General features: G+C 70.2%; 9 protein-coding genes. 7 read left to right on the top strand and 2 right to left on the bottom strand.

The window, feature by feature from the left end; genetic code table 11:
- Positions 1-487: 487 nt before the first annotated feature.
- From rpsT to MET9862_RS10130, 7 genes are all read left to right on the top strand, one after another.
- A complete protein-coding gene (rpsT, locus tag MET9862_RS10160; protein ID WP_142582883.1) occupies positions 488-766 on the top strand; it encodes a 30S ribosomal protein S20 in 279 nt (92 codons plus the stop codon).
- 506 nt (positions 767-1,272) lie between these two features.
- Positions 1,273-2,760 carry a chromosomal replication initiator protein DnaA gene (gene dnaA, locus MET9862_RS10155; RefSeq protein ID WP_142582882.1) on the top strand — a complete coding sequence of 496 codons (1,488 nt, stop codon included), beginning with the start codon at positions 1,273-1,275 and terminating at the stop codon, positions 2,758-2,760.
- Between the two features lie 158 nt (positions 2,761-2,918).
- Entirely contained in the window at positions 2,919-4,037 is a 1,119-nt protein-coding gene (gene dnaN / locus MET9862_RS10150) for a DNA polymerase III subunit beta (RefSeq protein WP_142582881.1), read from the top strand.
- A gap of 221 nt (positions 4,038-4,258) precedes the next feature.
- Positions 4,259-5,413 (top strand): DNA replication/repair protein RecF, encoded by a 1,155-nt coding sequence (gene recF / locus MET9862_RS10145; protein ID WP_142582880.1) that lies wholly within the window; start codon positions 4,259-4,261, stop codon positions 5,411-5,413.
- A 7-nt stretch (positions 5,414-5,420) separates the two neighbouring features.
- Positions 5,421-6,047, top strand: coding sequence for a LysE family translocator (locus tag MET9862_RS10140; RefSeq protein WP_142582879.1), 627 nt, complete (start codon positions 5,421-5,423; stop codon positions 6,045-6,047).
- A gap of 355 nt (positions 6,048-6,402) precedes the next feature.
- Positions 6,403-8,271 carry a DNA helicase RecQ gene (recQ, locus tag MET9862_RS10135; RefSeq protein WP_142582878.1) on the top strand — a complete coding sequence of 623 codons (1,869 nt, stop codon included), beginning with the start codon at positions 6,403-6,405 and terminating at the stop codon, positions 8,269-8,271.
- A gap of 1,292 nt (positions 8,272-9,563) precedes the next feature.
- On the top strand, positions 9,564-9,884 hold the full coding sequence (locus MET9862_RS10130) for a hypothetical protein (RefSeq protein WP_142582877.1): 321 nt from the start codon (positions 9,564-9,566) through the stop codon (positions 9,882-9,884).
- A gap of 252 nt (positions 9,885-10,136) precedes the next feature.
- Here the strand turns inward: MET9862_RS10130 and MET9862_RS10125 are convergent, their stop codons facing one another.
- Positions 10,137-11,519, bottom strand: coding sequence for an HlyD family type I secretion periplasmic adaptor subunit (locus tag MET9862_RS10125; RefSeq protein ID WP_142582876.1), 1,383 nt, complete (start codon positions 11,517-11,519; stop codon positions 10,137-10,139).
- On the bottom strand, positions 11,519-13,282 hold the full coding sequence (locus MET9862_RS10120; RefSeq protein ID WP_244612657.1) for a type I secretion system permease/ATPase: 1,764 nt from the start codon (positions 13,280-13,282) through the stop codon (positions 11,519-11,521). Before MET9862_RS10120 ends, MET9862_RS10125 begins: the two co-directional genes overlap by 1 nt.
- Between the last annotated feature and the right edge of the window lie 34 nt (positions 13,283-13,316).

Genomic DNA, 13,316 nt, shown 5'->3' with positions numbered 1-13,316 from the left:
CGCCGGGCCGGCCGCTCGGCCCGGGGCGCGGGCCGGGCCTCGGCCGGGACAGCCTGAGGGCTGCGCACCGCCGGCGCCGACTCGGCCTGCGCGCTCGGTACCTGCGCGAGCCCCAGGAGGCTCAGACCGAGAAGGGCGGCGCGTGAAACGGGACGGAACATCGGGGTCGGCTCCTCGTGAAAACAGTCGCGATTCGCGGCCAAACCTGTGCTGCTGCCCGCGAGATCCGATGAGGACAGTGTTCGATTCGCCCGAGCCTGGCCGTGTGAGGACGCACCGGGACCGCGAACCGGCTGTCAGAACCCGGTCAACGGGCGATCTCGGCGGGGTGCGCGTTGACGAAGCCGCCCCCCCTGGCTATAGAGCGCGCTCTGCCGGGTTGCGGCCTCCGCGGCCCGGCCTCGCTATTGCCTGACAACCTGCACGCGTTGACCGACCCCCGGCTGAAACCGGCCCGTCGGTATCGCCCGACGAGACGAGGATGCCCATGGCCAACACCGCGTCGGCCAAGAAGATGACCCGCAAGATCGCCAAGCGCACGGCGATCAACCGCTCCCGCCGCTCCCGCATGCGGACCTTCCTCCGCAAGGTCGAGGAGGCGATCGCCGGTGGCGATTCGACCGCCGCTGCCGACGCGCTGCGCGCCGCTCAGCCCGAGATCATGCGCGCCGCGCAGAAGGGCATCGTTCACAAGAACAATGCCTCGCGCAAGGTTTCGCGCCTCGCCGCCCGCGTGAAGGCGCTCGCGGTGCCGGCCGCCGCTTAACAGCGGTCGCCCGAACCCGTACGGTTCTTCGGAAAGCCCGGCTCCCCGAGCCGGGCTTTTTTCATGCCCGGCACCCCTCGGCGAACGGCCCCGGGCCGGACGTGTCGGAAGCACCGTTGGCAGAACACCTCTCGTTAACCCTATCCGCGAAAGCTTGGCCGCAGCCAGCTGCGCACAAACCCGCCAGCCCCGCGAGTCACAGGCCGACCCCGATCCGTCGCACCCGAGTCGCGCCGCGCGAATCGCATGACGGAACAACGTCGTAGCCGGGTAACAGGCTGTGTGGACCAAGCACTCCACCGGCCGTCCAGGGCTTTCCCCGCAAGTCCCACTGTTAAATCTACGATAGGTCTTTGTTGATAGCGTCCGAGGGTCGGCGAAAGCCGGCGGCGGAGGCCTTGACTCCGTTCGTGATCTGCGCCCTGCCCGTATTCGCGGGGCTCTTGAGCGTAGTTGTGCGTACGCTCCGCGGCGGTTCTCCGCTCCCGGGGCGAGGAGAGCGATTGATGCAAGTCGACGGGAACGTTGCGGGCGACGACGGCAATGGCCGGAACGGCGGGAACGGCTCGGAGACCCCGGCAGCCTGGGCGCGGGTGAAACGCCGCCTGCGGGCCGAGCTGGGCGAGGACGTCTTCGCGAGCTGGTTCGCCCGCCTGGAGCTGGAGGACGTGGTCGAGGGCACAGCCCGACTCACCGTGCCGACCCGCTTCCTCAAGAGCTGGATCGAGTCGCATTACCTCGACCGGGTGCTCACCACCTTCAAGGCCGAGATCGCCGAGATCGCCCGCATCGAGGTCGGCGTGCGCGGCACCGGCGCGCCGGCCAAGGCCGCCGCCCCGAGCCCGGCCAAGGCGGCCTCGGCGAGCCCGCTCGCCCGTCTGCATGCGACCCCGCAGCCGGCGCCCCTCACCCCCATGCAGCCCGCTCCCGAAGCCCGGGCGGATGGGAGCGACCTCAGCGGCACGCCGCTCGACGCGCGCCTCACCTTCGCGAGCTTCGTGGTCGGCCGCTCGAACGCGCTGGCCCACGCGGCCGCCGAGCGCGTGGCCCGCCACGAGGGCGAGGGCGCGCTCTACAACCCGCTCTACCTCCATGCCGGCGTGGGCCTGGGCAAGACGCACCTGCTGCACGGCATCGGCCATGCCGCCCGCGAGGCGGGACGGCGCGTGATCTACCTCACCGCCGACCGCTTCATGTACGGCTTCGTCAACGCCCTGAAGACGCAGAACGCCCTCGCCTACAAGGAGCGCCTGCGCGGCATCGACCTGCTGATCCTGGACGACGTGCAGTTCATCCAGGGCAAGTCGATCCAGGCCGAGTTCGGCCATACCATCAACGCGTTGATCGATGCCGGCCGTCAGGTCGTCGTCGCCTCCGACCGGCCGCCGGCCGATCTCGAAGCCCTCGACGAGCGCGTGCGCTCGCGCCTCGCCGGCGGCCTCGTCGTCGAGATCGGCAACCTCGACGAGCAGCTCCGCGTCTCGATCCTCACCGCCCGCCTCCAGTCGGTGCGGGCCTCCCACCCGACCTTCGAGGTCTCGCCCACGGTGGCGGCCTATGTCGCCCGGGCGATCACGGCGAACGGACGCGACCTCGAGGGCGCGGTGAACCGCCTGCTCGCCCACGCGACACTGACCGGCACCGCCGTGACCATGGAGACCGCCGAGACCGCGATCCGCGACCTCGTGAAGAACCGCGAGCCGAAGCGCATCAAGATCGAGGACATCCAGAAGCTGGTCGCGTCCCGCTACAACGTCTCGCGCTCGGACATCCTGTCGGAGCGTCGGACCGCGGCCGTGGTCAAGCCGCGCCAGATCGCGATGTACCTGTCGAAGGTGCTGACCCTGCGCTCGCTGCCCGAGATCGGCCGCCGCTTCGGGGGCCGCGACCACACCACGGTGCTCCACGCGGTGCGCAAGATCGAGAAGCAGATCGGCGAGGACGCGGTCCTCGGCGACGAGGTCGAGCTGCTCAAGCGCATGCTGCAGGACTGAGACGGGCCGGGGATGGGCGGATCCGGGGGCGCACGCCTGTGGGCGCCCCCGGCCCAGGCTCGGGCCGCCCTTGCCTTCGCCCCGCCCCTTCGCCAAGTTGGCCGGCCAATTCAGTCCCGCTGCCGGCCGCGGCGGCGCATCAGCACCAGAGTCCTGCGATGAGAGTCACTGTCGAGCGCGCGGCCCTTCTTCGGTCGCTCGGCCACGTGCACCGCGTCGTCGAGCGGCGCAACACCATCCCGATCCTGTCGAACGTGCTGCTGCGCGCGGAATCCGGCGGCCTGCAGCTGCGGGCGACCGACCTCGATATCGAGGTGACCGAGACGGTTCCGGCGGACATCGCCGATCCGGGCGCCACCACCGTGCCGGCCCACGTCATCTACGACATCGTGCGCAAGCTTCCCGAGGGCGCCCAGGTCTCGCTGGAGACGGGCGAGGCGGGCCAGATGACGATCCGTTCCGGCCGCTCGCGCTTCGCGCTCGGCGCCCTGCCCGAGGGCGACTTCCCCGATCTCGCCGCGGGCGAGTTGCCCCATACCTTCTCGATCGCCTCGGCCGACCTGAAGCGGCTGATCGACAAGACCCAGTTCGCGATCTCGACGGAGGAGACGCGCTACTACCTCAACGGCATCTACCTGCACACGCTGGAGGCCGAGGGCGCCCTGAAGATGCGCGCGGTCGCCACCGACGGCCACCGCCTCGCCCGGGTCGAGCTGGACGCGCCGGACGGGAGCGCCGGCATGCCCGGCATCATCGTGCCCCGCAAGGCCGTGGCCGAGATCCAGAAGCTCGTGGACGACGGCGGCGAGAGCGTCGAGATCGATCTCTCGCCCGCCAAGATCCGCCTGCGCTTCGCCGGCGGCGTCACCCTGATCTCGAAGCTGATCGACGGCACCTTCCCCGATTACCAGCGCGTCATCCCGACCGGGAACGACAAGCGCCTGACGGTCGAGCGCGAGGCCTTCGCCCGGGCCGTCGACCGCGTCTCCACGATCTCGTCGGAGCGCGGCCGCGCGGTGAAGCTCGGGCTCTCGGAAGGGCGCCTCGCCCTCTCGGTGAACAACCCGGATTCCGGCAGCGCCACGGAGGAGCTCGACGTCGACTACGAGGCGGCCGGCCTCGATATCGGCTTCAACGCCCGCTACCTCCTCGACATCACGAGCCAGCTCGAGGGCGACACCGCCCTGTTCAAGCTCGCCGATCCCGGCTCGCCGACCCTGATCCAGGACCGCGAGGGCGCGCCGGCCCTCTACGTGCTGATGCCGATGCGGGTGTGAACGGCCCGGCCGAGGCCCTGCGTCACGCCGCCCCCGGCAGCGCGAACACGCTCGCCGTCGCCCTCGTCGATCCCCATCTGCGGATCCGGCACCTCGCCGCCTGCTGAGATCCCCCTCTCCATCCCGGTGCAAACCCTGGTAAGGACGGGTTCGCAGCGGGTGCCGGCGGCGCCTTGCCTCCTCTTCGCAGATCACGGGACGGGCTCGGGACGGATATCGGCATGGAGCCATTCGAGGGCGCCCAGCGTCTCACCCGCCTGATCGCCCGCGACTTCCGCAACCATGCCGATCTCGACCTCGCGCTGGGGCGCCGCTTCGTGGCGCTCGTCGGCGAGAACGGCGCGGGCAAGACCAACCTGCTCGAGGCGATCTCGCTGTTCTCGCCGGGCCGCGGCCTGCGCCGGGCGGATCTCCTCACCATGGCGCGCGCGGGCGGGCCCGGGGGCTTCGCCGTCTCGGCGACGCTGGCCCGCGACGGCGACGAGCACCGGCTCGGCACCGGCATCGAACCGCCGGGCTATGACGGCCGGGCGAGCCGCCTCTGCCGGGTGGATGGCGGCAACGTCCCCTCCCCCGTCGCCTTCGCCGAGTTCCTGCGCGTGGTCTGGCTGACGCCCGATCTCGACGGCCTGTTCCGCGGGCCCGCGGGCGACCGGCGCCGCTTCCTCGACCGGCTCGTCCTCGCCGTCGATGCCGCGCACGGCGCCCGGGTCTCGGCGCTGGAACGGGCCTTGCGCTCGCGCAACCGCATCCTAGAGGAGCGACCGAACGACGGACAATGGCTCGATGCCGTGGAGCGCGAGGTGGCGGAACTCGGCGTCGCCGTGGCGCTCGCCCGCCGCGAGACCGTGGAGCGCCTCGATCGGCTGATCGCCGAGAGCCGCGACGACACTCAGCCCTTCCCCTGGGCCAGCATACGCCTCGAAGGCGACCTCGACGACCTCGTCGCGGTCTGGCCGGCGGTCGAGGCGGAGGACCGCTTCCGCCTCGCCCTCGCCCGAGGCCGCCCCCGCGACCGCACCGCCGGACGCACCCTGATCGGCCCGCAATCGACGGATCTCGTGGTGCGCCACGGTCCGAAGGACGTGCCGGCGGCGACCGCCTCGACCGGCGAGCAGAAGGCGCTCCTGATCGGCCTCGTCCTCGCCCATGCGCGGCTCGTCCAGGCGATGAGCGGGATCGCGCCGCTCATCCTCCTCGACGAGGTCGCCGCCCATCTCGATCCGCGCCGCCGCGCCGGCCTGTTCGACGCGCTCGAAGCCCTGGCCGGCCAAGTCTGGATGACGGGGGCCGACCCCGCTTTGTTCATGGAGCTCGAAGGCCGCGCCGATGTGGTACGGGTCGCCGACGGACACGTGGTGCCGTCCGAAGCCTGATGCCGTGATGCCCCTGTCGAGCCTCGCCCTGTTCGCCGCCGTCTACGCCGTCGCCGTCGCCACCCCGGGCCCAGGCGTGATCGCACTTGTCGCCCGCGTCCTGGCGCGCGGTCCCGGAGGCATGCCGGCTTTCATCCTGGGCTTCCTCGTCGGCGACCTCGTCTGGTTCTCCATCGCCGCGACCGGCTTCGCGGTGCTTGCGCAGAGCTTCGCCGCCCTGTTCATCGCGCTCCGCTACCTCGGGGCGGCCTATCTCCTCTACCTGGCGTGGCGCGCCTGGACCGCGCCGGTTGAGCCCATGTCGGTCGAGCCCCTATCGGTCGAGTCCGCGCGTGGCGGGGGGCGGCTGCGCCTGTTCGTCGGCGGCTTGGCTCTGACCCTCGGCAACCCGAAGGTCGTGCTGTTCTTCCTGGCGCTGCTGCCGACCGTGGTCGATCTCGAACATCTCGGCGCGCTGGGCATGGCCGAGATCGCGGCCATCATCGTGACCGTGCTGGGCACGACGCTCGGCGCCTATGCGCTCGCCGCTGCGCGGGCGCGGCGCCTGTTCGTTTCCACCCGGGCTCGGCGCGCCGTCAACCGCGGCTCCGGCGCCGTGATGGCGGGTGCGGCCTTCGCGGTCGCAGCCCGCTGATTCAGTGGGCATGAGGCACAGCCGGTCTCGCGTCGAGGCGACGGACGCGCCGAAGCAGGCCGTGCCCGCTGCTGGGCGCCGGTCTCGGTGAGGCGCGATCAGGTCCGGGATTGGCCGGCTGCGCGTCACGACGGGCGTGACGCTTCGAGCCGTTGCCGTGCGGCGGCACGTGCCCTACGCAACGCCTCGGCCGTGTCGTGGCGCGCCGCAGCGGCCCATGCGCTCGACGCGCCGGTCGCCTCGCTCTCGATGTCCGTGGCTGCAAGCCGCCTGTGCTCGCGCTAGGGTGGACACAGCCAAGGGCCGCGCAAGCGGTCGAGCCGTTCAATCCCAGTTTCGAGCCCTCGGACCCTGCATGACAAGCCGCCTCGACGAGGCTCGCGCCGCGCTTCGAAAGACCTTCGGCTACGACGATTTCCGCCCCGGCCAGGACGAGGTGATCGGTGCCGTGCTCGACGGAACCGACGTGTTCGCCGTGATGCCGACCGGCTCGGGCAAGTCGATGACCTACCAGTTGCCCGCCCTCGTCGAGGATGGGCTCACGGTGGTGGTCTCACCGCTCATCGCCCTGATGCACGATCAGGTGCAGCAGATGCGCGCCTTCGGCATCCCGGCCGCGACCCTGAACTCGACGGTGGCCGAGACGGAATCCCGCGAGACCTGGCGCAGGATCCGGTCCGGCGCGTTGCGCCTGCTCTTCGTCTCGCCCGAGCGTCTCCTGATGGAGGGCTGCATGGAGGCTCTGCGCGGGTCCGGGGTGCGCCGGCTCGCGGTCGACGAGGCGCATTGCGTCTCGCAGTGGGGGCACGACTTCCGGCCGGAATACCGCGAGATCGCCCGAGCCCGCGACGCCCTCGGCAACGTGCAGGTCCTGGCTCTGACCGCCACCGCGGATGCCGCGACGCGGGCCGAGATCGCCGAGCGCCTGTTTCCGGCGGGCCGCGCCCCGCAGATCTTCGTCCACTCGTTCGACCGGCCGAATATCCGTCTGACCTTCGCGCCGAAGGACAACCCCACGCGCCAGATCGAGCGCTTCCTGCGGCATCGGCGCTCGGAGAGCGGAATCATCTACTGCTCGTCGCGCAAGCGCACCGAGCAGCTCGCCGAGACCCTGCGCAACGACGGCTTCAACGCCCTCCCCTACCATGCGGGCCTCGACCAGGGCACGCGGATGAAGAACCAGGACACCTTCCTGCAGGAGGACGGGGTGGTGATGGCCGCGACCATCGCCTTCGGCATGGGCATCAACAAGCCGGACGTGCGCTTCGTCTGCCACGCCGACATGCCGAACAACATCGAGGGCTATTATCAGGAGATCGGCCGCGCCGGCCGCGACGGGCTGCCCGCTGACACGCTCACCCTCTACGGCCTCGACGACATGGCGCTGCGCCGCCGGCAGATCGACGAGAAGGACGTCGGCGACGACCGTCGCCGCGTCGAGCGGCGCAAGCTCGAGGCGATGATCGCGCTCTGCGAGGGCGCGACCTGTCGGCGGCAATCGCTGCTCGCCTATTTCGGCGAGGCGAGCGCGCCCTGCGGCCGCTGCGACCTCTGCCGCGGCGGCGTCCAGCTGGTCGACGGCACCGTCTCCGCCCAGAAGGTCCTGTCCGCCATCGTCCGGACCGGGCAGCGCTTCGGCGCCGCCTATATCTGCGACGTGGTCCACGGAAAGGAGAGCGAGCAGATCCGCCGCAATGGCCACGGCCAGCTCAAGACCTTCGGGGTCGGCGCAGACAAGCCGGTGGCGGCCTGGCGCGCCATCCTGCGCCAGCTCTTCGCGGCCGGGGCGGTCGCCGAGAACACCGACGGCTATGGCGGCCTCTCGATGACCGAGAAGGGCGAAGCGATCCTGTTTGGACGCGAGCCGATCCAGCTCCGGCCGGACCCCGAGCCGCGACCCGAGACCCGCGAGCGCCGCCGGAGCCCGGCCGCCCGCGACGACGAGGCGCTCGCCCTCTCGGAGGCCGACGAGGCCCTGTTTCAGCATCTCAGGGGCCTGCGCGCGACGATCGCCAGGGCCGAGGGCATCGCCGCCTTCATGGTCTTTCCCGACCGGACCCTGGTCGAGATGGCACGCCAGAAGCCCGTCGACCTCTGGGCCCTGCGTGCCATCCATGGCGTCGGTGAGCGCAAGCGCGAGGCCTATGGCGAGCGCTTCGCCGCGGCGATCGCTGAGTTCCTCAACGATCGACCGAAGGGCAGCGCCGCGTCATCAGGCCCATGAGAGGGCCATCGGCGGAGAGCGCGTCGAAACAAGAGCTTGGAGCCGGATCTTGCGTGTCCGTGGATCCGCGGCAATCGTACGAGCCCAGGAGCCGGCAGGCTCATCGGTCATGCCGGTGCATCGGTCGTCTGGAAGACCCGATCCGGCAAAACGCACCGGGATGTTTTCAAAACGCGCCTCTCCTCCCAGCCCTGGAAATGTCATTTGAGAAAGGCGGCCTACGATTATTCAGTGCCAAGCGTATCTTGTAGACAAGCACGTTGCCAACTCATCCAGAAGGGTCGTGAGGGCGGTGGATATGCAAGATGCCGGCACGCAAGATCTTGGCACAGCCCAGGTCGATGCGCAGATCATATTGGAGAATTGGCCGCGATCCTATGAGTGCAAGGTGGCTTTCATCGGAAATCGCCAGGCTTGCGTCACGACAAACCTGGCCCGGGACCTGCCCGATCGGTTCATCCTGTCAGCAGCCCCTGATTTCGCACCGCGTCGCTGCTCGGTGACGTGGCGAGGAAAGCGCCAAGTCGAAGTCGAGATGTTCGGATAGTCTCTTGCTTCGGCAGGCAGGTGCGAATGACTCGGCTATCTACCGCTCGACCACAACTCGAAATCGACGAGACCGTCAGATCGGATCGATATAGTATTCTGATCTCGCGCCGCAGACGCCAGCAGTTCTCCTTGCGTGTCGCGTGCCCGTTGCGGCGACTTGGAGCCGCGCCCGATCGCGTTGCGACGGGGCACGGCTCCAAGCCGTTGTTGTGACGCGCTCTCTTGCGCCGAACCGGCATCCACTTCGGCTCAAGAGCGCTCGAGCGAGGGCACCAGATCGTCGGCGAACACGGCACGGGTCGCGGTCACTCTCGGTCTGATCCCGAGAACCGCGACGCATGCGCCACCCCTTCGTGGAACGACCTCTGCCCGACCGAACGACCGTTATTTTTCTGAAATGGGACAGCGAATACAGAGATCCATCAATAAATATTGGCGCGAATGATCGCGCACCAGACAGATCGAAGATCGGTCATCTTCAAAAAGTCGAACTAATTTGATTTGGGGAGGCCTGAGTCGACTTCGATCTCGCATGGTTAATCGACGAGCGCGCATCGTTCCAATGTAAGCGTCTGAAAGAAGCCATATAGCCGGCATCGCGATGGAGGGATCACATCTCTGTCATCTTGGCCTTGCTTCCTAACACATTTGCATGCAATCCAACTGGCCGGGTCGTACCGTCTTTGCAGGATGGGCGCACGTCACGCGTCCACCACCGAGAACAGCCCCAACGGGGAACAATGATGTCCCATTTCGATCTGAGCCGCCCGAACAGTGTCCGTGAGACCGATTCGGCCATTCCGTTCAAGGACGGGCGGGCGGCGCTGGCGCTGCCGCCCGCCGCGCAGGCCACGCTGGACGAACTCGCCGCCGCTCTCGGCGTGACCACGGCCCTCCTCGATGGGCGGAAGGGGGTAAGGCCTCGGGATGAGGAATCGGCGACCTTGCTCGAAGCCTCCACGCTGCTGCAGGCCTTCATCCGGATCGATGATCCTGCCGCACGCAGCCGCTGCCTGGCCTTCGTGGAGGCGTGCGCGGCCGAGGGCAGGACCGGCCGTTCCTGACCGTATTGTCTTCGATTTTGCTCCAAGTCATTCTTTTGATGGGACTTTTCTATCGAAGCGGCATGTCCTTCGGCGGAGATCGCTCTCGGGACGGGTTCGCCGATCCGGCATCCACGTCGGCTTGAGAGCGCTCTGGAACGCGCCCGCGCGAACCGGCCTCGGGGTTCGGCACAGGAGCCTGTCGGACCAAGTATCCGAAGCCATCGACCGGCACCGACCGGTGGCGCAGATGCACCGGCCGAGCGCGTCGCATCACCGTTCCCGCCAGGCCTTCGCGACCTGATCGGTGAGGGGCTTCGTGAGGTAGCTCAGCACCGAGCGTTCGCCGAGCTGGAGGAATGCCTCCACCGGCATGCCCGGCACGAGGCGCAGGCCCCCTAAGCGCTCCTTCTGTGCCTCCGGAACCTGGATGCGCGCGATGTAGTAGGTCGCCCCGGTCTTCGGGTCCTGGCTCACGTCGGCGGAGACGCGCGACACCTGTCCCTCGATCTCCGGCGTCGTGCGCTGGTTGAAGGCGGAGAAGCGCAGCATGGCCGGCTGCTCGACGCGGACGCTGTCGATGTCCTGCGGCCGGATCTTCACCTCGACGGCGAGCTGGTCCGCGCTCGGCACGATCAGCATCGCCGGCTCGCTCGGGATCACGAGGCCGCCGATCGTATGCACGGTGAGCTGGTGCACGGTCCCGTCCTGCGGGGCCCGCAGGTCGACGCGCTTGAGCTGGTCCTCGGCGGCGACGCGCTTCTCGACCAGCTCCGACCACTTGCCGCGAACCTCGGCGAGGTCCTTGCCCACCTCGGTGCGCATGTCCCCGTCGATCTGCAGGATCTGCAACTCGGTCTCGGTGATCTTGCCCCGCGCGGAGGCGATCGAGGCGGTGAGCTGGCCGCGCTCGCCCTCCAGGCGGGCCGCGTCGCGCTCCAAAGCTGTCACCCGCGCGTAGGGCACGAGGTTCTTGCCGTAGAGCTCGCGGACGCCGGTGAGTTCGGTGCCGATCAACGCGATCTCGCGCCCCTTGGCGGCCACCTGCTCGCCGAGGCCGGCGATCTCTTGGCGCAGCTGCGACACGCGCTCGCGCAGCTGCGCCTTCTGGCCCTCGCGCCCGCTCACGCGGGCGGCGAACAGCCGCCGCTCGCCGGCCAGCAGGTCCGCCACCGTGCGGTCGCTGTCCGCCCGCGCCAGGAGCGCGCCGGGAAAGGTGATCGCCGCCGCCCCGTCCCGCTCGGCCTCGTTGCGCGCCTGGCGCGCCGCGAGTTCGTCGAGGGCCTTGAGCACGATGTCGAGGCCGGCCCGGGTCTGGGTCTCGTCGAGCCGGATCAGGATCTCGCCGGCCCGCACCCGCGAGCCCTCGTGAACGCGCAACTCGCCGACGACGCCGCCGGTGGGGTGCTGCACCTTCTTGACCTCGGACTCGACCACGAGCTGGCCGGGCGCGATCACGGCGCCGGAGATCTGCGTCAGCGTCGCCCAGCCCCCGACGCCGACCACCAGCACCGCGGAGAGGCCGAGCGCCAGCGCGAGGTGCCGCCGGATCGCGGCATGGGCGCGCGGCCGTGGCAGGGTGGGCGCGATCGGCCCGGCGCGGAGCGGCCCGAGCGGGATCGAGGCGGGACCGGACGGATTGAGGCTCACGGCCATCAGGCGCTCTCCTGCAGAGCGGCCGCCGGGACGGGCGGCGCATCGGTGTTCGCATCGCGGGCCTGGACCGGCGCCGGGGCCGGGCGCAGCACCCGCCGGAAGACCTCGTCCTTCGGTCCGAAAGCCTGAGCGCGGCCATCGGCCATCATCAGGACGAGGTCGACGGCCGCCAGCGCGCTCGGGCGGTGCGCCACCACCACGCAGATGCCGCCCCGCCGGCGCACGCCGAGGATCGCCTGCGTCAGGGCGGCCTCGCCCTCGTTGTCGAGATTGGCGTTCGGCTCGTCGAGCACCACGAGGAAGGGGTCGCGGTAGAGCGCCCGGGCCAGGCCGATCCGCTGGCGCTGGCCGGCCGAGAGACCGGCCCCGCTCTCGCCGATGCGGGTGTCGTAGCCCTCCGACAGGCGCAGGATCAGCTCGTGCGCGCCCGCCGCCTTCGCGGCCGCGATCACCAGTTCGGGATCGGGCTCGGGCTCGAAGCGGCAGATGTTGTCGGCGATCGTGCCGGCGAACAGCTCGACCTCCTGCGGCAGGTAGCCGAGATGGCGCCCGAGATCGGCGCTCGACCATTGGTCGAGGGCGGCGCCGTCGAGGCGCACCTTGCCGCGGCCCGGCGGCCAGACGCCGACGAGGGCGCGCACCAGCGAGGACTTGCCGGAGGCGGAGGGGCCGATCACGCCGAGGCCCTGGCCGGCCTTCAGCCCGAGCGAGAGGTCCTGCACCACCACGCGCAGGGTGCCGGGCGGCGCGATGCTGACGCCCTCGACGGTGAGCCCCTGCGACGGCGCCGGCAGGCCGTGCGGCTGCCCGGCTGCCGGGATGCGGGCGAGCAGCTCCGCGAGCCGGCCCCAGGCCTGGCGCGCCTGGACGAAGCCCTTCCAGTTCGCGATGGCGAGCTCGGCCGGTGCCAGCGCCCGCGAGACCAGGATCGAGGAGGCGATGATCACGCCCGCGCTCGCCTCGTCGTGGATCACCAGCCAAGCGCCGAGCGCGAGCACGCCCGATTGCAGAGCCATGCGGAAGACCTTGGACAGGGCGCCGAAGCCCCCCGCCACGTCCGACACGCGCGCCTGGGCATCCATGTATTCGCGGTTCGCCCCCGCCCAGCGCGCGGCGAGGCGGTCCTGCATGCCGAGGGCGGCCAGGACCTCGGCATTGCGGCGCCCGGCCTCGGCGAGGCCGTTGCGGCGCAGGCCGTGCCCGGTGGCCGCCCGGGCGGGTTCCCGGGTCACGCGGTCGGTGAGCCAGGTGAGCAGCGCCAGAACCACGGCGCCGCCGAGCGCCAGGACGCCGATCAGCGGGTGGAACAGGACGCAGATGGCGAGATAGACCGGCAGCCAGGGCAGGTCGAACAGGGCACCGGGCCCGGCACCCGCGAGGAAGGCACGCACCTGGTCGAGGTCGCGCAGGGGCAGGAGGCCGTCGGCGGGCGGCGCTCCCTTGAGGGGCGCGCGCACCACGAGGTCGAAGACGCGGCCCGAGAGGGCCTCGTCGAGGCTGGCCCCGATCCGCGCGAGGACCCGGGAGCGCAGCATCTCCAGGGCGCCCTGGAAGCCGTAGAGGACGAGGGCCAGCACCAGCAGGCCGACGAGGGTCGGGACAGACCGGCTCGGGATGACCCGGTCATAGACCTCGAGCATGAAGAACGAGCCCGTGAGGTAGAGCAGGTTGATGAGCCCGCTCGTCAGGCCTGTTCCGAGGAAGGCGGCCCGGCACGGCGCCAATGCCGTCACGAGTTCGGCACGTCCCTGGTTCGCGATCACGCTGCACACTCGCTGCACGGGAGGGGCATGGGGC

It is taken from the genome of Methylobacterium symbioticum, from assembly GCF_902141845.1.
Taxonomy (GTDB): Bacteria; Pseudomonadota; Alphaproteobacteria; order Rhizobiales; family Beijerinckiaceae; genus Methylobacterium; species Methylobacterium symbioticum.
The sequence above is the reverse complement of the archived record's forward strand: the minus strand, read 5'-3'. Positions and strand labels throughout refer to the sequence as shown.

Excerpts from the sequence above, each read along its gene's own strand:
- MET9862_RS10125 (WP_142582876.1), bottom strand. The coding sequence starts at position 11,519 with ATGGCCGTGAGCCTCAATCCGTCCGGTCCCGCCTCGATCCCGCTCGGG.
- rpsT (WP_142582883.1), top strand. The coding sequence starts at position 488 with ATGGCCAACACCGCGTCGGCCAAGAAGATGACCCGCAAGATCGCCAAG.
- dnaN (WP_142582881.1), top strand. The coding sequence starts at position 2,919 with ATGAGAGTCACTGTCGAGCGCGCGGCCCTTCTTCGGTCGCTCGGCCAC.
- recF (WP_142582880.1), top strand. The coding sequence starts at position 4,259 with ATGGAGCCATTCGAGGGCGCCCAGCGTCTCACCCGCCTGATCGCCCGC.
- dnaA (WP_142582882.1), top strand. The coding sequence starts at position 1,273 with ATGCAAGTCGACGGGAACGTTGCGGGCGACGACGGCAATGGCCGGAAC.
- recQ (WP_142582878.1), top strand. The coding sequence starts at position 6,403 with ATGACAAGCCGCCTCGACGAGGCTCGCGCCGCGCTTCGAAAGACCTTC.
- MET9862_RS10140 (WP_142582879.1), top strand. The coding sequence starts at position 5,421 with ATGCCCCTGTCGAGCCTCGCCCTGTTCGCCGCCGTCTACGCCGTCGCC.
- MET9862_RS10130 (WP_142582877.1), top strand. The coding sequence starts at position 9,564 with ATGTCCCATTTCGATCTGAGCCGCCCGAACAGTGTCCGTGAGACCGAT.